20 protein-coding genes and 3 pseudogenes are annotated in these 22035 nt (G+C 35.7%); 20 read left to right on the top strand and 3 right to left on the bottom strand.

Annotated elements, in window-relative coordinates:
- Positions 1–191: 191 nt before the first annotated feature.
- Positions 192–1544 (bottom strand): IS3 family transposase, encoded by a 1353-nt coding sequence (locus tag EEI45_RS06495; protein WP_125164604.1) that lies wholly within the window; start codon positions 1542–1544, stop codon positions 192–194.
- A 50-nt stretch (positions 1545–1594) separates the two neighbouring features.
- On the opposite strand from EEI45_RS06495, the gene EEI45_RS10095 reads away from it, so the two are divergent.
- The 8 genes and pseudogenes from EEI45_RS10095 to EEI45_RS06460 all read left to right on the top strand — a co-directional run bounded on the left by EEI45_RS10095 (position 1595) and on the right by EEI45_RS06460 (position 6765).
- Positions 1595–1771: an ABC transporter permease subunit gene (locus EEI45_RS10095; RefSeq protein WP_212478725.1), complete on the top strand. Its 177-nt coding sequence runs from the start codon at positions 1595–1597 to the stop codon at positions 1769–1771.
- 15 nt (positions 1772–1786) lie between these two features.
- Positions 1787–2071 (top strand): annotated as a pseudogene (locus EEI45_RS09455) (ABC transporter permease subunit); the annotation flags it as partial.
- 11 nt (positions 2072–2082) lie between these two features.
- Positions 2083–2685: pseudogene (locus tag EEI45_RS06485) on the top strand (amino acid ABC transporter ATP-binding protein).
- A 458-nt stretch (positions 2686–3143) separates the two neighbouring features.
- Entirely contained in the window at positions 3144–3557 is a 414-nt protein-coding gene (locus EEI45_RS06480; protein WP_125164603.1) for a heme-binding protein, read from the top strand.
- Entirely contained in the window at positions 3557–4669 is a 1113-nt protein-coding gene (locus EEI45_RS06475; protein WP_125164602.1) for an iron-containing alcohol dehydrogenase, read from the top strand. The genes EEI45_RS06480 and EEI45_RS06475 overlap by 1 nt, the downstream gene beginning before the upstream one ends.
- Entirely contained in the window at positions 4662–5387 is a 726-nt protein-coding gene (locus EEI45_RS06470; protein ID WP_125164601.1) for an HAD-IIB family hydrolase, read from the top strand. Before EEI45_RS06475 ends, EEI45_RS06470 begins: the two co-directional genes overlap by 8 nt.
- A gap of 27 nt (positions 5388–5414) precedes the next feature.
- The gene (locus tag EEI45_RS06465) at positions 5415–6167 is read left to right on the top strand and encodes a beta/alpha barrel domain-containing protein (protein WP_228410275.1); all 753 of its coding nucleotides are present in this window, start codon (positions 5415–5417) and stop codon (positions 6165–6167) included.
- Complete coding sequence (locus EEI45_RS06460) at positions 6160–6765, top strand: YitT family protein (protein ID WP_164503760.1); 606 nt, start codon at positions 6160–6162, stop codon at positions 6763–6765. Before EEI45_RS06465 ends, EEI45_RS06460 begins: the two co-directional genes overlap by 8 nt.
- A gap of 1 nt (position 6766) precedes the next feature.
- Here the strand turns inward: EEI45_RS06460 and EEI45_RS06455 are convergent, their stop codons facing one another.
- Both EEI45_RS06455 and EEI45_RS06450 read right to left on the bottom strand, forming a co-directional pair.
- Positions 6767–7117, bottom strand: a complete 351-nt coding sequence (locus EEI45_RS06455; protein ID WP_267128113.1) for a hypothetical protein — start codon at positions 7115–7117, stop codon at positions 6767–6769.
- Between the two features lie 56 nt (positions 7118–7173).
- A complete protein-coding gene (locus EEI45_RS06450) occupies positions 7174–8268 on the bottom strand; it encodes a BglG family transcription antiterminator (protein ID WP_125164599.1) in 1095 nt (364 codons plus the stop codon).
- Between the two features lie 55 nt (positions 8269–8323).
- Here EEI45_RS06450 and EEI45_RS06445 point away from each other — a divergent pair, with 55 nt between their 5' ends.
- The 12 genes and pseudogenes from EEI45_RS06445 to EEI45_RS06400 all read left to right on the top strand — a co-directional run bounded on the left by EEI45_RS06445 (position 8324) and on the right by EEI45_RS06400 (position 21960).
- Positions 8324–9103, top strand: coding sequence for a Sapep family Mn(2+)-dependent dipeptidase (locus EEI45_RS06445; protein WP_125164598.1), 780 nt, complete (start codon positions 8324–8326; stop codon positions 9101–9103).
- Positions 9104–9181: 78 nt separating this feature from the next.
- Positions 9182–10333, top strand: a pseudogene (locus EEI45_RS06440) (IS3-like element ISErh1 family transposase).
- Between the two features lie 590 nt (positions 10334–10923).
- Positions 10924–15267, top strand: coding sequence for a DUF11 domain-containing protein (locus tag EEI45_RS06435; RefSeq protein WP_125164597.1), 4344 nt, complete (start codon positions 10924–10926; stop codon positions 15265–15267).
- A 133-nt stretch (positions 15268–15400) separates the two neighbouring features.
- Positions 15401–15775 carry a tRNA-dihydrouridine synthase gene (locus tag EEI45_RS09975; RefSeq protein ID WP_267128112.1) on the top strand — a complete coding sequence of 125 codons (375 nt, stop codon included), beginning with the start codon at positions 15401–15403 and terminating at the stop codon, positions 15773–15775.
- Positions 15724–16401 carry a tRNA dihydrouridine synthase gene (locus EEI45_RS06430; protein WP_267128111.1) on the top strand — a complete coding sequence of 226 codons (678 nt, stop codon included), beginning with the start codon at positions 15724–15726 and terminating at the stop codon, positions 16399–16401. The genes EEI45_RS09975 and EEI45_RS06430 overlap by 52 nt, the downstream gene beginning before the upstream one ends.
- A gap of 17 nt (positions 16402–16418) precedes the next feature.
- Positions 16419–18269, top strand: a complete 1851-nt coding sequence (gene recQ, locus EEI45_RS06425; protein ID WP_125164596.1) for a DNA helicase RecQ — start codon at positions 16419–16421, stop codon at positions 18267–18269.
- Positions 18270–18552: 283 nt separating this feature from the next.
- Positions 18553–19599 (top strand): PTS transporter subunit IIC, encoded by a 1047-nt coding sequence (locus EEI45_RS06420; protein WP_125164595.1) that lies wholly within the window; start codon positions 18553–18555, stop codon positions 19597–19599.
- 21 nt (positions 19600–19620) lie between these two features.
- A complete protein-coding gene (locus EEI45_RS09450; protein WP_228410274.1) occupies positions 19621–19881 on the top strand; it encodes a hypothetical protein in 261 nt (86 codons plus the stop codon).
- Positions 19788–20615 carry a D-2-hydroxyacid dehydrogenase gene (locus EEI45_RS06415; protein WP_228410586.1) on the top strand — a complete coding sequence of 276 codons (828 nt, stop codon included), beginning with the start codon at positions 19788–19790 and terminating at the stop codon, positions 20613–20615. The genes EEI45_RS09450 and EEI45_RS06415 overlap by 94 nt, the downstream gene beginning before the upstream one ends.
- Before the next feature lie 137 nt (positions 20616–20752).
- Positions 20753–20977, top strand: coding sequence for a spermidine/putrescine ABC transporter (locus EEI45_RS06410; protein WP_125164594.1), 225 nt, complete (start codon positions 20753–20755; stop codon positions 20975–20977).
- Positions 20978–21215: 238 nt separating this feature from the next.
- Positions 21216–21347, top strand: coding sequence for a hypothetical protein (locus tag EEI45_RS09970; protein ID WP_267128110.1), 132 nt, complete (start codon positions 21216–21218; stop codon positions 21345–21347).
- 103 nt (positions 21348–21450) lie between these two features.
- On the top strand, positions 21451–21960 hold the full coding sequence (locus tag EEI45_RS06400) for a DDE-type integrase/transposase/recombinase (RefSeq protein ID WP_228410273.1): 510 nt from the start codon (positions 21451–21453) through the stop codon (positions 21958–21960).
- Positions 21961–22035: the final 75 nt, after the last annotated feature.

The raw sequence follows: 22035 nt of genomic DNA, 5'->3' as shown, positions 1-22035 counted from the left end.
GAAGTGGTTGGAGGAAGTCAATGATTGATGGCATTAAAATAGTTATAAAGTTATTTGTTTTCACAACGTTATTTTCGATAGCTTTAGGAATTGTAATTGCTTATATAAGAGTTTCAAAAAAGTAAAATCGCAAGAACGGTCACAAGTTTTTATATTTGGATTATTGAACTGAACCCCAAATTTTGGACAAGCTAATTATCTTTTAAATTTAAGGATTGATTCCTGTATTGAACAGGGGTCAGTCCTTTTAGTTTGCTCTTAATTCTCTTGTTATTATAATAGTCGATATATTCATCAATTGCATCAACTAATTCTTCTACCTTTTTATACTTATGTTCTTGGTCATAATACATTTCTGATTTTAGTAGCCCAAAAAAGCCCTCCATGAGTCCGTTATCAATACTATTTCCCTTTCTTGACATACTTCTAATCATCGAATGTGCTTCTAATTCTTTCACATAAAATTGATGTTGGTATTGCCATCCTCTATCCGAATGAATAATTGTTCCTTGCGTATCGTTACAAGAAAATGCCTTGTGAAGCATGTCTCTAGTTTGATCCAAATTAGGACTTGTAGATATGTTGTAAGATACAATGTATCTACCATATGCATCAAGTATTGGTGAAAGATAGATTTTCTTCCCTTGCACATTAAACTCAGTGATATCCGTAAACCATTTTTGATTGGGTTTATCAGCTTCAAAATCTCTTTGAACTCGATTCTCAACAATGGTTCCCACTGTCCCTTTATATGAAGAATACTTACGTTTCTTTCTTATGATTGAATGTAATCCCATTTTATTCATAAGTCTCAAGACTTTCTTGTGATTTACACGAATTCCTCGAGTATTTAGTTCTAAAGTAATTCTACGATAACCATATCGTCCTTTGTGATCATAATAGATTTCTATAATCTCTTGCATGAGTTCGTCGTTTTTGGTATCAAAATCAATTTTTGAAACGTAGAAGTAGTAAGTAGATCGAGCGAGTCCGGATATTTTTAAAAGAATCTCTAAGGGATATTTTTGTCGTAGTAAGGAGACTACTCTGGTTTTCTTCTTTTCGCGCTCCACCCTTTGTTTCACTACGGCATTCAATTTTTTTAAATATTCATTCTCCGCTTCCAAATACTTGTTTTTTTTCTTCAATGCCTTTAGTTCATCATTAACTGTTAACAGTTTAGTTGGTTTTGTCATAGATGGTTTACCTCGTTTCCGTTCTATGACATTATAGCCGTTTTCTTTATAATTTTTAATCCAATTGTAAATCAATCCATCAGAACTTAATCCAAGTTCGATGGCGACAGCTATTGTACTTTCTCCATCCATTAATATCCGATTTATTACTTCTGACTTAAATTCATGAGAATAAAAGTGATTTTTGTTTCGTCTTAGAACATTGGGTCCATGTTGATCGATAAGTCTTACCAAATATTTAATACTTGATTTATTAATACCATACTCATTTACTAATGAACATACTGATTGTCCTAACTTTCGTTTTTCATATATTTCAATTTTTTGTTTTCGTGTTAGCTTAGCCATAAAAAACCGCACCTCCTCATCTTTGTCCAAGATTCGGGGTGCGGTTCATTATGCGAGGGAGTCCTTTATTACTGCAAATGATGTTTTTATATTACGGACTACCGTTATTAAGTGAAAAACTAGTATTTGACAGAATGCCGATAGCGATAATAGCGTTTTCGGTAAATCATGCAGCATACTATGCTGAAATATTTAGATCTGGTCTAAAATCTATCGATAGAGGGTAATTTGAGGCGGCTTATGTTTTAGGTTTTGACAATATCACAAAGTATCGCAGAATCATCTTTCCTCAGGTTATAAAGAGAGTGATTCCTCCCATATCAAATGAACATATTACACTTGTGAAAGATACATCCCTGGTATATATTTTAGGACTTAATGATTTATTAAAAATCGCAATAGGTGCAAGTAATAGAGATCCAAGCTTGATGCCTTTTGTATCTGCTGGATTGATATATATCTTGATGACGGCAATCTCAACTCAACTATTATCAGTGGCTGAGAAAAAGTTTTCGTATTATAGTTAGAGGTGTGAAATATGTTAAAGGTAATTAATTTGAAAAAGAAGTTTAATAGTACAGAAGTCCTTAAAGGGCTATCATTTGAAGTTAGTATGGAAGAAATTGCTGTCGTACTTGGGAAATCAGGAGCTGGAAAAACAACACTGATGCGATGTATAAACGGGCTTGAAGCGTTTGATAGTGGAAAAATAATTGTTGATGATATAGAAATTAATACCAGTTCTGATTATAAAAAAATAAGAGGACAAATTGGAATGGTTTTTCAAAATTCTAATTTGTTTCCTCATTTAACCGTATTAGAAAATATTATTGAATCACCGCTCAATGTTTTCAATAATGATAAGAATGAAATTGTTGAATTAGCTGAGAAGCTACTTGAGATGGTTGATTTAGTAGCCAAAAAAGATTCTTAACCATATGAATTATCAGGAGATCAACAACAAAAAGTTGTGATTGCGAGAAGTTGTGCTCGAACACCGAAGATTTTATGTTTTGATGAACCCACATCTGCTTTGGATCAAGATAATATTGAAAAAATTATAGAAATTATAAATGTTTTGAAAAGAAAGGGATGGCTATATCGATTATCACGCACGATCCAGTATTTTCAAGAAGAATAGCTGATAAAACTATAAATATAGAGAATGGATTAATAATTGATAAACCCATGAATCCATAATTATTATCCTGAAATAAATAATAGAAATCAAATTTTATTAAAAGCAGCTCCTTGTATTGATAATGAAGGAGTTTTTTTAGTCTTGAAGTTTCCATCCACAAACTCATTGTAGTAATGATAAAGATTGGATATGCAACTTGGATACAGTTATTCATTTTAGAAGATATTGAATAGTTGAAAGTGAAGAAATCTATCAGTAAAACGACTTAAAATGAGCTATCGTCATATTTTGAAGAGTATCCAATATATAAAAATAAAAAATAATTTTTGTATATTGGATAAGTCGATGTTATTGTTTTGTATTAAATTAAAATAGTTTAAGAGCTACCACATCAATAAATGACATAAATAAAAAAAGAAATTTGGGTAAAATGATAAAGTGATAGTGGAGGTGTAGTGATGGAACAATTTGTAATAGATAGAGCGTTTATAGACCGTGTGACTTATGCATTAAGTTTGAGTGCAAAGCATAATGTGATTGGCTATGAACTTTTTTTATATGGTAAAACATTGTTATATTATTGTGATATAAATTTAAGCATTGATAAAGCAAGTTGGATAGAAAGAAAACGAAATTCTTGTATTCAATTTGAAAATTCTACATTAGATTTAAATATCAAGAATAAGGGGGATTTATCTGAGTTTTATGATAAGTATGGTCTCAATACTGAGCATTATTGTTTAACACCGGGATCGGTCCCAATTTTCAATGAACATAATCATTGTGTTGGTGCGCTCACAATCACGGGTCTCACACCTGAAGATGATCATAGAATGGCTCTTAAAGTATTAGGCATAGAAGGAGGTTTGTAATGTTTAAATATGCACAGAAAACAATTGTAAATTATGGTGTCGGCAGTTTAGCAGAGATTGGTAGTTTAATATCGCGTTACGGTAAACGTTGTTTATTTATTAATAATGGTGAGTCATTTTTAGAACCTGCTTATAAAACTGTAAGATTGTCATTAGTAGAACATGAAATTAGTTTTGATGAATTTTCCAATATTCAAGCCAATCCAACCGTTGAAAATATCTTAGAAGGGATTGCTTTAACCGTAGAAAATGATTACGATGTTATCTTCGGTTTAGGTGGGGGAAGTGTCATGGATAGTGCTAAAGCCATCTCATTTCTTGCGAAAGAGAGGGACATTGATTGGGATAATGTCTTTGCAACTTACACTTCACCTCATGTAGATTATGAAAATCGTCTAGATGTTTTGCCTCTGATTCTTACACCAACCACATCAGGGACAGGTTCGGAAATCACACAAGCAGCTGTCTTAACGTATGGTAATGAGAAATTAAGCATCTTCCACCAACAAATATTTGCTAAAGAAGCCTTAATTGATCCAACGCTGACGTTGACTTTACCGGCATCCGTAACAGCCCACAGTGGTTTTGATGCTTTTACGCATGCTTTTGAAAGTTATGTCAGTTTAAATGCCAATCCCTTAGCGCAACTGGATGCATTAAATGCTATGAAAAAGATTGTCGATACTTTACCTAATTTAATGAATGACCTTCATAATCTTGAACTTAGAGAAGCAATGACACTGGCTTCACTTATAGCCGGTCGTGCTTTATCTAATTCAGGAGCTTCGATTCCCCATCCCTTAGCTGAAGTCGTGGGAGGCTATACAAACAGACCTCATGGTGCCATTCTTGCTTCACTATATCCTTCCTATATTCAAACCTGTCAAAAAGAAAACGAAGAAGATTTTAAAACTATTTCTAACTATGTATTTGGAAATGATGTTTTATATGAAAATGTTGTGAGGTTTTTAAAAGAAATTCAACTTGATGACTCATTAATGGATCTGGTAGAGCATAAAGAAACACTAGAAAAAATATTAGTACACCCAATAATGGAACATTTATCTTTCGCTGATACATCAACACTGAGAACCATCATAAAAAATGCCTAACATTATAGCAATTGATTTAGATGGTACCTTACTTGATTGTGATAAAAATATATCTCGGAAAAATCAAGAAGCAATCGTAAAAGCGTTAGATGCGGGGTATCAGATCTATTTATGTTCAGGCAGACCGGCTGTGTTTGTATCAAGGATTAAATCACTATTGGATCAGCGATTAAATATAATTGCATTTAATGGCGCGTACTATGAAAATGAAACAGAAATAAAAACATATCCATTACGTAATGAGGATTTGATTAAACTGGATGCACTCATAAGTGAAGATACACCATGTTTTTTTAAAACACTTGATACAGTATATTTCACCCATGAAGACAATCGTTTTTTTTATAAAGGAATGACTAAAAAACAAATTAATAATGTTAAAGAATTAAAGTTTTATGAAATTTTAAAAGTAGTGATACTTATGCAAAACCATCATGCCCAAACACTCAGAGAATTTGTACAGGTTTATGAGTATGGTAATTTTGGTATGGAACTTTCTTGTAAAGAAGTAGATAAAACTCTTCACTTTCAACAAAACAATTATTATGCGATTGGTGATGGTGTGAATGATTTACCTCTATTTAAAAATGCGGCCTATAGTATTGCTATGAGTAATTCCGATGAACGTTTACTTGAATATGCTGATGTAACTGTTGAAAATAATACTTATGAAGGAGTTGCGAAAGCGATTGAAATAATTTTGAACTTACCGCATTAATGGAGTACCTTATTATATGATAATAAAATGAAGAGCGATTATAATAACTATGGAGGGATAATTATGAAACATATTAAAATTGCTGCAGGCTTAGCACATGCTGACTATGGCCACATTGCAGATATTGTTAAGGAAGTAAGTGATGCAGGGGTAGATTATATTCACTCAGATGCCGCTGACATGGACGATTTACAAAACATGAAATTAATGGGAGGACATCAAGTAATTGCTGGTATTCGACCATATACCCAATCACCCATCGAATGTCATATCTATACGGTGACAATGGACCGCATGTTTATTGAACAAATTGCAGAGGTAGGGGCACAAATGCTCATTATTCCAGCAGAACATTTTATTGGCGCACAACTCGCTTATATTATTAATTGGTGCCGCGAATTTAATTTAAAAATTGGCTTAACCTTGGGTTGCTATACACCGTTATGCTTTGTTGAAGAATCAATTTATGATATCGATCGTTTACATATTGTGACCCATGGTGTTGATGAAACAGATGGAAAAGACAACTGGGGCTGGCGTAGAAGCGTGACTGACCTGGTCAAAAGAGCACGCGTCATGATTGATGAGAAAAACCCTGACTGTGAACTTGCAATCGATGGTGGTTTACGCCAGGACAACATGGATGAATTAATTGCATGTAATCCTGATGTGATTGTTTTATCATCAGCTATTTTCAAAGATCCACAAGGACCAGCAGCCGGTTACAAAAACTGCCGAAGTGCCATTGATGCCGCTGCAAAAAAATTCAATCTTGAATAATATTAAAACTTACTCAAAGACACTGGTAGTAATTGTACTGATATCCTTACTTACCACATTTGCAGTCAATTTCTTTTTTGTCTTTGATAATCTTGCACCAGGTGGTTTGACGGGTATTGCCTTAGTCTTGTCACAAATCATTAACTTGCCAATTGAATACATGGTTTTATGCATCACAATTCCTTTATTAATTCTAGGATCATTACGTTTAGGCGCATCTTTTGGCATTAAGACTTTAAGCATTAGTCTTTTAACGTCATTAATGATGAGATTTGTGCCTAAAGTCAACATATTATATTCAGTCCGCACTTTCTCACCTATGTTGGCATTTGCCTTGTCAGCCCTCATTGCCGGTGTTTTAATTGGATTATCGATTAGTATTTCTATTAATAATAAAGCCAGTACAGGTGGTACTGATTTATTAGAAGCCTTAATTAAATCGTTTTTTCATTGTGATTTACCCACCGCTAAAGTGATTGCCATTATAGACTCAATCATTATTATTTTAACAGGTTTAATCAATTACAATATTGCGGTTTCTTTATGGAGTTTCATCTCATTACAAATAATCGTAAAAACGATAGAAAAAACGACCTAGATTAAGTGATGTTTCCCGGGTCGTTTTTCTTATTATAATAATCCAATATTTCATTTCTAAGAAAGTCAAGATCATCTTTAGAAGGCAGGGCAGTAATGCTTAGCATTGGTGTTTTATATTGTTTCTCTTTGTTTAATTGTGAGTTGATAATCAGTAAATCAGCATCATAATCCACGTCTTTAAACTCATTATAGGGAATGATTTTATCAATAACAATTTCTGGAATACTATGTTCCAAACGATACTTTAACAATTGACCTCCTGAAGGGGCAATCGTACAAATTAAGATTGTTTTTAAAGGTTTTTTAAAGCGTTCAATCGCGGAAGCGAGATGAAGTGCTAAAAATCCCATCTCATTTTCTTCCAGTTGATTCCAAAAAGGATCATTAATTAGCGCAATGCTCTCTTTTACAATCCGAAATGTATTTTGATATTGTTTTCTATATCAGGTAAAGGATTTTGAATGATAATGTCATGTGCCAAACGAATCGCTGTTGGTTTAAGATGGTTTAAAAGGTTTTGTATCAACTGTCCGTCTGCCACAAAGGCATGTGGTAAAAGTTCAGTCCAAGTCACAATTAACTTATCGACAAATTGTTCTACCTGATAATCATTGTCTTCTTTAGTGTTTAGGTAAGCTAATAAATAAACTTGTAAATAAAAACATTCATGTTCATGATACCTTCTTTTTTGAATCTTTTCTAGAATCGCGATGATTTGTCGTGCGATATCAAGATAGGGCTTCTTTTGTAATGCTAATTTGAAAGTCTCTGAAATCTCAACAGTGGGATCAAAATTTTGACGTGACATCGTAACGAGAATTCTAATAATAAAATGCGCATAATTATTGATTGAATCAAACATAACAGAAAAATCAGGTAACTGTTCAATAAGATCAGCAATCTCATCATCAGTCATATCAAAGCCGGGATGTAAAAGATCACCAGTGCAAGCACCTTTTTCTTTTTTTATAATTTTAAAAAGAAGATGAAGGGTCCGTTCTTTAGCTAATAAATCAAATATAGCATTTCGCAAGGAACGTTCTTTACCGGTTAAATAAAAAGTCTTATCTTCATATCTATGTAAAGTGATGTTATAAAATAAAAATAACTTTTCAATCGATTTAATATCGCTATAAACACTTGATTTTGAAATATAAAAAAGATCTGAAAGGGCGTCCATCGTGTAATCTATTTCAGTTAAAAGCGTTAGAGCAATCGCATCTTGTCTTATTTTGGGAGTTAAATCCGGATCTTGATTATATGACTCTAAGAGTATTTTTAACTGATATCGTTGTTTTTCACTACAATTAAGTAAGATACCATACCCTGTTTTTCTTTCTAGTGTCAAATCATATTGGGCTAAAAAGTGTTCGACTAAGTCTAAATCGTTTCTGATGGTTTTATTTGAAACATTTAATTGCTTTGCTAATTGATTACTGGAAATGTAATTGTTTTGATCACATAAAATATTGAGTAACTGTTTGCGCCGTTGATGCATCATAGAACCTCCTATTGTTGTATCACAAAACCTCCTAGTATTAATCTAATTATATCATATGAAAGGAAAACTATTTATGAATGAAAAAGAATTTCTTAATGATTTAGAAAAACTTATTGCTCAAAAATCAGTCCGTGATTTATCAACCCGCACAAATCAAGCGCCTTTTGGTCAAGGTATTAGAAATGCGATGGATGTATTTTTAGATGTTGCACAAAGACTTGGCTTTGAAACGGGCGATGTTGATGGTTATGCTGTTTATGCAGAACTTGGTGATAGCAAGCGCGAACTGGGCGTTTTAGGACACTTAGATGTAGTGGAAGTCGGTGATTTAAAGGCATGGCGCCATAATCCATTCGAACTGAGTCGAGAAGGTGATGTGTTAATTGCTAGAGGGGTTAATGATGATAAAGGACCTTTATTATGTGCGCTTTATGCAGCCAAAGAAGCGTTTGATAAAGCACAGGAACCCAAAAGACGTGTTCGTATTATTGCCGGAGGTGCTGAAGAAACAACCTGGGAATGCATGGACCATTATTTCAAACACCACCGACAACCTGAACTCGGCTTTTCACCCGATGGTAATTTCCCAATTGTTAATGGCGAAAAGGGAATTATTTGCTTCTCACTTAAGTTTAAAAATGAAGCCTTTGACAACATCAGCGCATCACCACGCGTGAACTATATTTGCCATGATCTCAAATTTAATAATAAAATATACACAGGAGCACAGATTTTATCAAGAAACCCCCAAAGAGGCGAAAATGCAATTGATAAATTGATCGACGATTTTGATAATACAGAAATAAACAAAAGAACCTGGGCACAATGGAACTGACCTAGTTCCGTGGGACTAAAGAAAAAAACCTCTTGTATGAGAATTATTGTAAAATAGTTCAATATAGGAGGTTTTTATATGGGAACACGAACTATGCATAGCTATGAGACAAAGATGAAAGTTATAGAAATGAAATTGGCAGGCTACTCAAGCAGGTTTATTCAGACTGAACTTGGAATAAAAAATGTAACACAAGTCAAAACATGGTGGAGATGGTATCGAAATGGTGAACACTATCGATTTTCTCAACCTGTAGGCAAGCAATATACTTTTGAAAAGGGCCTGAAGGAGACACGGTCGAAGAAACACAAAGACTTAGAATTAAATCTTTGGAGCAACAAATTGAACTATTAAAAAAGTATTTGGAAAGAGAAAGGATGTGGTTCCTGAAATAATCATCAAGCTCGTTGAAGAGTATCGCAACACTGTATCTCTTAAAGATATCTTGAATCTTTTTGGGGTACCTAAGTCAACGTATTACCGTTGGACTAAAAAAGAGCAACTAGAGTCTAATAATTATTCTGTCAATGAAGCATTAGTAATTGAACTTTGTAAAGAAAATAAATTTCGTTATGGATATCGAAAAATAACTGCATTAATTCGAAAGAAAGAATTATCAATAAGAACACTGTTCAAAAGATAATGCAGAAACACCAATGTCAATGCCGTGTTAAGGTCAAACGGTATCGAAAAAACAAAAATCCGAAGATCATTATGCCCAATATCATTAATCGCGACTTTAAATCACTACGTCCTCTAGAGAAATTGGTGACAGATATCACTTACATCCCTTATGGCCATAAGATGCTCTATTTATCTACGATCATGGATTTATATAATGGTGAGATTATTGCGTCTACATTGAGTGACAGACAAAACCTAGAATGTGTGGTTGATACATTAAATCAACTTCCGGATATCGTTCAGCCATGTATTCTTCATTCTGATCAAGGGAGTGTCTATACATCAAAAGAGTATCAACTCAAAGTAAAAAATAAAAGCATTACCATGAGTATGTCCCGTAAGGGTACACCCGCTGATAATGCTCCTATCGAATCGTTTCATGCCTCGCTAAAGTGTGAAACATTCGAATTAAACCCAGAACTAAAGGGTTCTACTGAAATTGTATCACAAACTGTGATAAACTATTTAAAATATTACAATGAAAATAGAATACAAGAAAAGCTAGGATATCAATCTCCCGTAAATTATCGGTTAACTTCATCCTAACTTGGTTTTTTCTTTAGTCCCAAGGAACTAGGTCAGTTCCTTTAGAAGTGTTTTTTTTTATACTTTCGTAGCGGTAGATGAAAAGGAGATGAAAAGAGGTGTAAGCGCTTCTTAAACAATGGCGGTATGCTATACTTTGTATAAGTATTTCATGTATTTTATCGGACATCTTTGTGAAGATCCGCTTTCAACGAATTCTATAAAAATTTGTGTCTAAAACCGATTATGGGGTAGGAGGATGTCATGAATAAAATTAAAAATGGAAAACGTCGTTTGATGTTATTCACACTTGTTGGAATGATGGTATTATCCAGCATAGGTGTGAACGCAGTGACATAAGGTATTAAGGAAGATGATCAACTTATAAATGAAATTCAAGAAGAGGTCGTCGTTCCAACTGAAACACCAAGTGATGAAGATTCAGATGATGAACTTTTGGACGGTGATGTGATTGAAACGGAACACATCGACAATGGAGTTTCTCATGAAAATGATGAGGATGCGCATTCACCGGAAGTTAAACCGAACGCGAAACAAAGTCTAAAGAAGATGCAGTCCAAAAAGATACGCCTTCGGATTCGATTACGCGCATGAATCCAGGCGATGTGAGTGTTTTTGATACTTTTTCAAATGCATTCAATACAAAATTTGATGTCTATTTAAATGCGGGTGAAAGCCTTGCAATCGAATGGACCTTTATTCGTAAGTCAGGGATTAATAATAAACATAACTTGGACTATACCCTGGAGGGCCCGGGCGTTTCAAAATCGTTGAAATTTGTAGCGATTAATAATACACCGGCAAATGCAGGGTCAAATCAAACGATGTTTGATGTTGGTGATGCTCGTGAAGTGACTGAGGATGCCTTAGCTGGAAATCCTGAGGTCAATAAATTTGATGCAACCAATGAAAATCACTGGCTGAAAGCTCCCGCTTCGGGGATTTATCGTTTTACTATACCGAAGACAAAAAACATAACAGCACGCTATCGTTTCCATATTCTAAAAGCAGATGGAACGAGTGCTTTAGGGCGAACATGGTCTGAACAGATTGAATTGACTCAAAATGCAAATATTTTTGAAGATTTTGTGTTTTATCATATGATGATTGACGGCTATATTTACAAACAATCGCTGTATGGATTTAACGGTCAAGATTCTCTCATTACAAGTGATGCTGCAGGTTTGGTTGAGGAGTCCGATAGTGCTTGTGCTCCAATCTATGAAAGTGCCTTAAAAAAAGGTGGTATTGCTTTTAAGGATGAGGCATTTGGGATTCCCAATTATATCTTAGCAGCCGATGATTCGGATTGTTCAAGTCGAGTAACAAATTATAAACTCTTTGCAAGTGTTCCGGATGACGATATGCCTGAAACCGCAACCTATGCAGATGGTGAATCGACATGGCTAACTCAAGAAATCAAGCTTCCTGAATTTGTAAGTATGACCTACAGTCGTACATCTCATGATACACAAGCTGTTGATGTGCGTGTTGATATTAATAACTATGAAGGACTTGTGGAAGTAAAGGTAGATACCAACAATAATGGATCCTACGATGATGATGTCGATGTGACTTTAAGTACGATTTACCGAAGTGGGCAACCTGTTACACTGAGTTGGGATGGTTTGAATGGACTGGGTGTTCCCGTTCCAATTACTCAAACGGTCCATATTTTCTCAGATATAGATCGAAGTGGTGAGATCCATTTTGTAGGGTATGATATTGAAGACTTGCGTTCGGGTATTACAATTGAACGTATTAATGGTTTAATGCGTCCGATAACGAATGCAGATGTAGTTTATTGGGATCATCGTCCTGTAAATGATCGTATCGTTAGTGGTTGTGGTCCATTTGAAGGTCAAATGGACGCGACTGCAGGGACAGAGTCTAATGGTAGTTTTAAATGGCGCTATGGTAATGACTGTATTTATCGTAGTGTTGATGGTCAACTTGAAGGAAATGGACCTTTCTTTGGCGCAAACAGTGGACAAGGAAAATCCTTTGGGGATATCGCATACATTCATGAGTGGACGTACGAAAAATTACTTTCACCGGTAGAAATTGATCGTGAAATTCCAGGTCTCAATCCATACTTTCAAATCACTAAAGAGGTTGTTGATGATACCGGTGATTTAATTTTGACACCGGGAGAAGTGTTTACCTATACCATTAAAGCTCATAATGAAGGCAGTGTTATGAGTGATATGAAAATAAAGGATCTTCTAACTGAAGTTCAAAACTACGTAACAGTTGGTGATGGTCCCATTGAGGTTAAGCGAAACAATGTGGCGGTTCCAGGTCATACGATTGCATCGTTAATGGGAGGCGGTCTAGAATTTACAGGCATGCTGCCTCTAAATAGTTCGGGCGCAATCCAAGATGAGGTTGAGATTACCTTAACCTTTACCGCAAATGCGAACATCAATTCCATTCCAGCACCCCCTCATCTTGACAACACCGCTCATGTTTATTGGGATATTGATGAGTTAAATGAACAAGGGCAAATCGTTACCACGGAATATGAAAATGACGACAGTGCATTTATTCTCACGGGTGAGTCGGGATTTGAAATTGTGAAGCGAGTAAAAAACTTAGGATTACCGATTGATCGTGGTCATGAAGTGAATGGGATTGTAAGTCCTGGTGAAGCAATTGAGTATGAAATTGAAGTTGAGAATACGAAACAAACTGTGCTTGATTCTGTCGTTATTTATGATGAACTCAAAGAAATTCTAAATAGTATTAAAGAAAAAGAGAGCTTAGGAAGTGTAACAGTTGAAGCTGTTTTTGATCGAGCCGATGGGAATACAGCGACATCAAGTCTCATTACGACAGAACCATTAACCCTTGAAACATTAACAGATAAAAATAAAGGCGTTGAGGTTAAACTCAGTGCGGGGGATCGGGTTACCCTTCGCTTTAAAGTAACAACGATCGATGAATTGGAAGGCGAACTGCTCAGAAACAAAGCCTTCGCAAAACATGAGGAAGAACTTAAAGATTCATCCACATCCATTCCAATTGGATCCAGTGTCTTAATCATCCATAAAAAAGTTACAGATGATGATCTAAGCGGTGCTGTAAGTCAAGGTGAAGCCTTTACTTATGAGATTGTAGTAAAAAATGACGGAAATGCACCCGCTTATAATGTTGAAATCATGGACGATTTTGATGGGGTAGCACCCTTCATTGCGGAACGTCCGGAAGATGTGGTTGTAACGATGATCCACGATGGCGTAACATCGACCCATTCTTTAGCGGAACTGATGAGCGGGATTTATCTTGTACGCCTTGATCCCGGTAAAACCGCGGAACTCAATTTTACGGTATATTTAAAAGCGACCTTAGATCTTTCAACGATCACCCATCATAATGAAGCGGGAAATCCTGTACTTTATAATGTTGCCTATGCAAATTTTGATCCATCTCCTGAAGTGGAAATTCCAGTTGAATTACCAAAACTTAAAATAGAAAAAAGTGTACTGGATGCAGATGAAAACGGTTGGGTGACTCAAAATGAAACCTTCACGTATACGATTGAAGTTACCAATATAGGACTCGGTTATGCCCATGGTGTAACCATTCAAGATCCTTTTACAGATGTACTGGATTCGATTAAAGAAAAAACTGCGCTTTCTAATGTTTCGGTAAGTTATGTATTTAATCATTTAGAAGGAAAACCCATTGTTTCAACGCTTGATGACGGAACAGACTTAACGCTCCAAAATCTCGTAGATGGATTTAAAGCGCATCTTGGCTCACAAGAGTCCATAACACTAACCTTTAGTGTAACAGCATTGGATGATCTTAGCGCATTAGCTTCAGGATCACTTGTGAATAAAGTGACTGCTAAAAATATCTATGAAACAGTTGATGCGACGGCCATTATCTTTGCGGGGAATACAGGATTAAGCATTTATAAAAAAGCAGAAATTGAAGATGACAAACATCTTGCTGAACCTGGCGATACGGTAACGTATACAATAGGAATTTTAAATAAAGGTCCGATGGCTGCTAAGAATGTTTATGTTATTGATCCGATGACTGCGCTTCTTGATGTCATTGAAGAAAAACCTGAAGCGGTAAGTGTCGTATCGACACAAGGCAATACCTATACACTTGCGGATTTAATTCAAGGAATTGTTCTTGCGAATCTTGATGATCAAGAACTTGTGGAATTGGTGTTTACCGTGACATTAAAACCAACACTAGATGTCAGCACCATACCTAATGTGAATGAATCCGGGTTCCCGATGATTCCAAATATTGCGACTGTAAATGATGTTCCTACTACTGAAATTGAGGTGCCTGTAGATCTTCCAAAACTTGATCTTGAAAAGCTTGTTACGGAAACTAACAGGGATGATTTTGTGGAAGAGAATGAGGGCTTGACGTATACAATTCACGTTCGAAATCAGTCGAATGTCATGTCATATAAAACAATTATTCGTGATAATTTAAAAGATATCATAAATATCATTCAAGAAAAGGATCATCTAGATCAAGTTGTCTTCAATTATTCGTTTAAAAATCTAAATGATGAACCGGTCACCTCAACGCTTGTAGGGGATACCTCCTTATGCGTTTCGGACTTAGTCGAGGGGATAATTGTAAATCTTGGTGGTTTTGATGAATTAACGTTAACCTTTGAGGTTACTGCAATGTCCAATCTCGAAGGTGTCGAGGAATTTGTGAATACTGCAACGGTTTCAAATCCGTTTGAGGAAATTGAAACGTCCGTGAAAGTTCCCGTTAAAACACCTGATGAACCAACCATTCCTATTACACCGATAAATCCGCCAGAACCGGGTAAACCACATAAACCATTACTCCCTAGTACTGGAGTATCTGCGTTACCATTACGGGGAATCAGTTTGGGACTCATGGTTGCAGGAACGGTATTAATGGTTCTAAAACGCAAACGAAAATAAATCAATTGAATTATTTTAAGACCTAAGCGACGCTTAGGTCTTTTTTTATGGGAAGCGACGATTTATATGTGTTGAAAAAATGATTAAAAAATGGGACAATAAGTCACAAAGGCTCTAAAAAAATGAGTAAGATATGAAGCGAGGAAAAATCATGACACATAATTTTTGGAAGACATTACCAAAACCTTTTTTTATACTAGCACCGATGGAAGATGTTACGGATGTGGTATTTCGTCATGTTGTAGCAAAAGCAGCACAACCCGATGTTTATTTCACGGAATTTACGAATAGTGAGAGTTATTTCCATGCGAAAGGCCGTGAAAGTCTACGCGGTCGTTTGCTTTTCACTGAGGATGAACAGCCAATTGTTGCACATATTTGGGGTGATAACCCTGATTATTTTCGTGATATGAGTTTTGGATTGGCAGAAATGGGATTTCAAGGATCGACATCAATATGGGCTGTCCTGCACCCAATGTTTTTAAACATGGTCGAGGTTCGGGTTTGATTTTACGACCGGATGTAGCCTCTGAAATTATCCAAGCCGCAAAGGCAGGCGGTCTTCCAGTAAGTGTGAAAACACGATTAGGACATCGCGATGTTCAAGAGTATAAAACATGGATTGCACATGTCTTACGTCAAGATATTGCGAATTTGTCGATTCATCTTCGAACAAAGACGGAAATGAGCAAGGTTGATGCTCATTGGGAGCTGATTCCTGAAATTTTAAAACTACGTGATGCGATTGCTCCGGACACCTTAATTACAATTAATGGTGATATTATGGATTATCAAATGGGTAAAGACCTTGCAGATCAATACGGTGTCGATGGCGTGATGATTGGACGGGGTATTTTTCATAATCCATTTGCTTTTGAAAAAGAACCACAAGATCATAGTGCGAAAGAACTTCTTGATCTTTTCCGTTATCATCTTGATCAATACGATCTGTATTCAGCACAAGAACCTGGTTTATCAAAACCCTTACACCGCTTCTTGAAGATCTATATTCGAGAATTTAAGGGTGCAAATGATTTAAGAACTGCATTAATGGATACCAAAACGACAGATGAGGCACGTGTAATCTTAGATGCATTTGAAAAAGAACATCGTGAGGTACTGCTTTCAGTTTAAGGTAAAGAGGAGGCATCATGAACACATACCATGTTTTAAAAGATTATTTTGGGTTTGATGCTTTCCGAAGTGGCCAAGAAGCCATTATTGAGGCTATTTTAAGTGGTCAAGATGTATTAGCATTAATGCCTACTGGTGGAGGCAAGTCTTTGTGTTATCAAGTGCCGGCAGTAATGATGGAAGGAATTACTATTGTTGTATCACCATTAATTTCACTGATGAAAGATCAAGTGAATGCTCTAAATCTGATGGGGATTCCATCTGCCTACATTAACAGTTCTTTAAATGACCATCAAAAACAATTGGTTTATGAACGTGCATGGGCACATCATTACAAACTCATTTACGTCGCACCGGAACAATTATTAACACAACGATTTCGTGCATTAGCTCAAAAGATTACAATTTCTCAAGTTTCGATTGATGAGGCACACTGTGTTTCACAATGGGGCAATGATTTTAGACCGCAATATCTCGATATTCCAAAATTTATCGAAATGATCCATCCACGGCCTGTTGTCACGGCTTTTACCGCAACTGCAACCGAACGCGTATGCGAAGAAATCAAGATTAACCTCAAACTCTCAAAACCCCTTGAAACCATTCAGTCTTTTGATCGCCCAAATTTATTCTTTCAAACACGAGAATTAAGCGATGCGGATAAAAAGAAGTTTATTCTCGATATATGTAAAAAAACCACGGATTCTGGGATTGTTTACTGTCAAACGCGCAATGAAGTTGAAACTGTTACGCAACTTTTAAGAAGTCATGATATTTCGGCACTCGGATATCATGGAGGGATGGACAGTGCAACCCGTATTCAAAACCAAGATGCGTTTATTCAAGAAAATATTCAAGTGATGGTCGCAACTAATGCTTTTGGTATGGGTATTGATAAGTCTAATGTTCGTTTTGTGATTCATCATAATATGCCGAAAGAATTGGAAGGCTATTACCAGGAAGCCGGCCGTGCAGGACGGGATGGGCAACCTGCCACATGTATTTTGCTTTATAATGGTAAAGATATTCGTACAAATCAATTTTTTATCGAACAACTCGATGAAAGTCACGAAGATCTCGAATATCTTACAGTAATCAAAAAACGTGCAAATGAACGCTTGTCACAAATGGTCGACTACAGTAAAACAACCCAATGTCTTCGCTATAAACTCATGACCTATTTTGATGAACCAGCACCCATGGAATGTAATCAATGCTTTAACTGCTTAAACCATTATAAGCAAGTTGATGTGACCATTGAGGCGCAGAAAATTATGTCGTGTATTCTACGGATGGATGAACGTTATGGCTCAAGCTTAGTCATTGATGTCTTAAGAGGATCAAAAATAAAACGGATCATGGATTTAGAATTGGACAAACTCAGCACTTATGGAATTATGCGGGCGCATTCAAAAGCACAGCTTGAAATGATCATTCAAGGATTAATTGATGTCGGTTATGTCCAACGACTTACGGATCAATATAACATCCTAAAAATTACGGCCAAAGGAAAGTTGTTTTTAATGGAACGAAACGTCTTAAGCATTCGTCTACCGAAAGATAATCAACACATTGAGGCGCGGTCAACAATTCATGAAGTGGATACCGAATTGCTTCAAGCACTTAAATCAATTCGTAAAAAATTCGCAGATCAACGCGGCGTACCACCGTTTGTTATTTTTTCAGATGTTTCGTTAATTGATATGTGCAGTTTAATGCCGCGAAATCCAGAACAATTTCTATCTATAAAAGGTGTTGGGAAGAAAAAATTGGAACTTTATGGAACGCATTTCTTAGAATGCATTCATGAATATAAAAAAAACTCGTCGTCTTACGATGAGTTTTTTTTATATCCTCTGCAAATCTAAAGTTAACGATTTAACGATAAAAGTTGTACATTAAACGAATTAATTCACAAACTACGTCGGTTCAAAGCAAAGAAAAACGGGGAAATATAACCGCAGAATCGAAAAAGTAATCGTTTGATTAACTAAAGAGTGGCTTTTTGGTCCTTTTGTTTAAAAATGACGAAATTTGATTAGAATATATAAAATTAAGAATGTGTAGAGAGCCGATTGACAGTCATTTTACTGCATGATAATATCACTTTACACTAGTTGTTAGTTGATTCACAACTTAGAAGGGGAAATTATGGAGAAAATGAATTCCAAAGATTTTATGAATAAGATTTTACAAGGAGCAGCGATGGGGATCGTTGTTGGATTGATTCCAAATGCAATTTTTGGAGAAATCTTTAAGGCTCTCGGAAGCCACTTTGCAGTATTTGCAACACTTGCGGGGATTGTATTTGCAATCCAATTTACAGTTCCTGTTTTAGTAGGGATGTTCTCATCTCTTGAATTTAAACTAAATGGTCTACAAATGGCTTCAGTTATTGGAGCTGCATTTATTGGTAGTGGTGCTGCACGTCTTGTTGAAGGTGCATGGGTATTAAAAGGTACCGGTGATTTAATCAATACGATGATTACAGTTGCAGTTGCAATCATGATCATTCGTTGGTATAACAACCGGATTCCAAATCTTGCAATCGTTATTACACCAATTCTTGGTGGGGTGATTCCTGGATTTATCGGTTTATTAACATTACCTTACGTGGGTAAGATCACAGGTTTATTAGGATCATTAATTGCAAACTTTACAACGTTACAACCACTCTTAATGATGATCTTAATTGCAGTATGTTTCGCGTTAATTATTGTGACACCACTCTCAACAGTTGCAATTGCATATGCAATTTCACTAGCTGGTCTTGGTTCCGGTGTAGCAAACGTAGGAATCGCAGCAACAGTATTTACACTTGCTTATGGTTCATCAAAGGTAAATAACAAAGGGACAACATTTGCACTCTTCTTTGCAGGTCCAAAGATGCTTATGCCTAACTATTTAAAAAATCCGATTATGTCTTTACCAATTGCTATTAATGCGGCAGTAACCGGTGTTGTTGCTTATATTTTCCAAATTCAAGGTACAACAGCATCCGCTGGCTTTGGTATAACAGGACTTGCGGGTCCAATTAATGCTTATAGCTTTATGACAGCAACACCTGTTGTACGTATTGTTGTCTTACTTGTGCAATATCTTGTTGTTCCATTAGGGATTGCTATGGTTACCCATACGATCTTTACAAAAATGGATCTTTACAAAAATGAAATCTTTACATTTAATTCAAGCAAATAGTTAAGAGAAGGAGTAAACATAATGTATAAATTTATCGTCTTTAATGTTCGTGAAGAAGAACGCGAACTCACACTTGATTGGGCTAAACGTAACAACGTTGAAGTAACCATGGCAGAAGGTCAATTATCAATGGATAACATCCATATGGTTGAAGGGTTTGATGGTCTCTCAACAAGCCAAAATACTGCATTAGAGCCAGAAATGTATTCAATTCTAAAGGATACGGAATTAAACAAATTGCACAACGTAGTGCAGGTTTTGATTACTATGATCTTGATTTAGCGACAGAGAATGGCTTAATCATTACAAACGTTCCGAGTTATTCACCAGAGTCCATTGCGGAATTTAGTGTGACTTCAGCATTAAGCTTAATTCGTAAACTTCGCGTGATTGAGGAAAAAACACGTCAACACGATTTCCGTTGGCAACCACAAATCCGTGCTGGTCTTCTAAAAGAAATGACGGTAGGGGTTGTTGGTACAGGTCATATTGGCCGTAAATCAGCAGAATTATTCAGCGCTTTTGGTGCACGTGTTGTTGCTTTTGATGTATATCAAAATGATGAAGCAAAACAATTTGTTACTTATGTTGATTCAGTAGAAGAACTTGTTTCAATGTCAGATGTTGTGAGCCTTCATGTTCCTGCAACAAAAGACAACCATCATCAATTTAATGCGGAAATGTTCCGTAAATTTAAGCCAAATGCATACTTCATTAATGCTGCTCGCGGATCAGTTGTAGATACCAAAGCACTTATTGAAGCGCTTGACCAAGGACACCTTGCAGGTGCTGCATTGGACACTTACGAAAATGAAAGTCCATTTATTCCGAAAGATTTCTCAAATCAAACAATCGAAGATGAACTATTCTTAGAAGTCTTGAATCACGAAAAAATCTTATTCACACCACATATTGCTCACTATACAGATGTTTCTGTGCGTAATATTATGGAATTTGCTTTAACATCTGTGCTTGAAATTCTCGAAACAGGCACAACCGCAAACCGTGTTAACTAAAAATTTTATCTATTATCACTTAGATAAACAAAAAAACACCTGAATCTTATGGAGTAGTAAACTAAAAGTAGACAAGTAAAAAAGACTTGTCTACTTTTTTGTGTAATAATAAAATCAGAGATAAAACGGAGGTATTAATGATGGGAAGACCCAAAGGTGGATTAAATAATAAATGGACTTATGAGGATCGTATTAAAGTCGTTACACGTCATATTGATGAACATATAAGTGCTGCGAAACTATCACAAGTCCTAAAGGAACGATTAATGGTTGGATTGATCGATTCATGCGTGATGGTAAGAGGTTTAAAACAAGAAAAGACAGGAAATCATTTTCTGCGCTTCATACGAGTAAATCATTAACTGAGATCGAACGACTTCAACTCGAAATTCTAAAACGAGATATTGAGATTGCACGATTAAAAAGGTACCAGGTGAAAGGAGTTGGTGTAAACAAGGAGTTCGTTACTTTAAAGACAAGAATTCCAAATAGCACATGACTTATCTTTTAAACATCCGATTACGTTCATTCTTAGATTTATGAATTTGAACCGATCTGGTTATTACAAGTGGTTAAAGCATAAGAATGATCTCAATATTTATGAACAAAAGAGCGATTCTTAGCTTTGTGATTAAAGACTGGCATCGCCGTTTTCCAAGTTATGGTTATCATGATATCGCTGCAGTCATGAGAAAGCAAAGTGATTTAGGATTGAATTTTCCGATAATTTAATCCACAAGTGTTGCAAGTTTTAAAGATTAAATCAAAAGTTAAACACTATTCCTATAAAACCTGGAACACAAAGTCGAATTTATCCTAATATTATAAAGAATCAATGGAGGCAACCAAACCTTTAGAAATTATTGTTTCAGATATGACACATATTCGAAACAAAGGGATTAATTATGAATGGACTTTAATGGTTGATACCTTTAACAATGAAATTATCAGTTCTGCATTATCGCGTACAACTGGTGATCCTAAGCCTTACTACAAGTGTCTCGAGGATCTCCTTGCGCTACTTAAGGATAATAAAAAAACAGCTCCCACGATTCTTCACACAGATCAAGGAGCTGTCTACCACTCTAAAGCTTTCGCTAAAGCGCATGAAAATTATAACATAATTAGATCTATGTCGCGAGCTGGAACACCTACAGATAATCCAATTATCGAATCATTAAATGGATGGATTAAAGCAGAAATGGTGTGTGATTATCAATACTGGTCCGTAGATAACTTTGAAAATTTTATCGAAGAATATGTACATTATTTCAATTTTGAAAGACCTGCTTACTGTTTAAATTACAAAACCCCTATCCAATATAAAATGGATAAGGGTTTCTAGTCTTTTATTAATGTCTACTTTTGTTTGACAACTCCAAATCTTAGGTGTTTTTTTTTGTTTGTTAGAGATCAATAT

Source organism: Erysipelothrix piscisicarius, from assembly GCF_003931795.1.
Taxonomy (GTDB): Bacteria; Bacillota_I; Bacilli_A; order Erysipelotrichales; family Erysipelotrichaceae; genus Erysipelothrix; species Erysipelothrix piscisicarius.
The sequence above is the reverse complement of the archived record's forward strand: the minus strand, read 5'-3'. Positions and strand labels throughout refer to the sequence as shown.

Coding starts and splice junctions, on each gene's coding strand:
- EEI45_RS06470 (WP_125164601.1), top strand. CDS start 4,662: ATGCCTAACATTATAGCAATTGATTTAGATGGTACCTTACTTGATTGT.
- EEI45_RS06420 (WP_125164595.1), top strand. CDS start 18,553: ATGGAGAAAATGAATTCCAAAGATTTTATGAATAAGATTTTACAAGGA.
- EEI45_RS06445 (WP_125164598.1), top strand. CDS start 8,324: ATGAAAGGAAAACTATTTATGAATGAAAAAGAATTTCTTAATGATTTA.
- EEI45_RS06450 (WP_125164599.1), bottom strand. CDS start 8,268: ATGATGCATCAACGGCGCAAACAGTTACTCAATATTTTATGTGATCAA.
- EEI45_RS06480 (WP_125164603.1), top strand. CDS start 3,144: ATGGAACAATTTGTAATAGATAGAGCGTTTATAGACCGTGTGACTTAT.
- EEI45_RS06495 (WP_125164604.1), bottom strand. CDS start 1,544: ATGGCTAAGCTAACACGAAAACAAAAAATTGAAATATATGAAAAACGA.
- EEI45_RS09975 (WP_267128112.1), top strand. CDS start 15,401: ATGAAGCGAGGAAAAATCATGACACATAATTTTTGGAAGACATTACCA.
- EEI45_RS10095 (WP_212478725.1), top strand. CDS start 1,595: ATGCGAGGGAGTCCTTTATTACTGCAAATGATGTTTTTATATTACGGA.
- EEI45_RS06465 (WP_228410275.1), top strand. CDS start 5,415: ATGAAGAGCGATTATAATAACTATGGAGGGATAATTATGAAACATATT.
- EEI45_RS09450 (WP_228410274.1), top strand. CDS start 19,621: ATGTATAAATTTATCGTCTTTAATGTTCGTGAAGAAGAACGCGAACTC.
- EEI45_RS06475 (WP_125164602.1), top strand. CDS start 3,557: ATGTTTAAATATGCACAGAAAACAATTGTAAATTATGGTGTCGGCAGT.
- EEI45_RS06435 (WP_125164597.1), top strand. CDS start 10,924: ATGAATCCAGGCGATGTGAGTGTTTTTGATACTTTTTCAAATGCATTC.
- EEI45_RS06410 (WP_125164594.1), top strand. CDS start 20,753: ATGATGGGAAGACCCAAAGGTGGATTAAATAATAAATGGACTTATGAG.
- EEI45_RS06455 (WP_267128113.1), bottom strand. CDS start 7,117: ATGGGATTTTTAGCACTTCATCTCGCTTCCGCGATTGAACGCTTTAAA.
- EEI45_RS09970 (WP_267128110.1), top strand. CDS start 21,216: ATGAACAAAAGAGCGATTCTTAGCTTTGTGATTAAAGACTGGCATCGC.
- EEI45_RS06400 (WP_228410273.1), top strand. CDS start 21,451: ATGGAGGCAACCAAACCTTTAGAAATTATTGTTTCAGATATGACACAT.
- recQ (WP_125164596.1), top strand. CDS start 16,419: ATGAACACATACCATGTTTTAAAAGATTATTTTGGGTTTGATGCTTTC.
- EEI45_RS06430 (WP_267128111.1), top strand. CDS start 15,724: ATGGGCTGTCCTGCACCCAATGTTTTTAAACATGGTCGAGGTTCGGGT.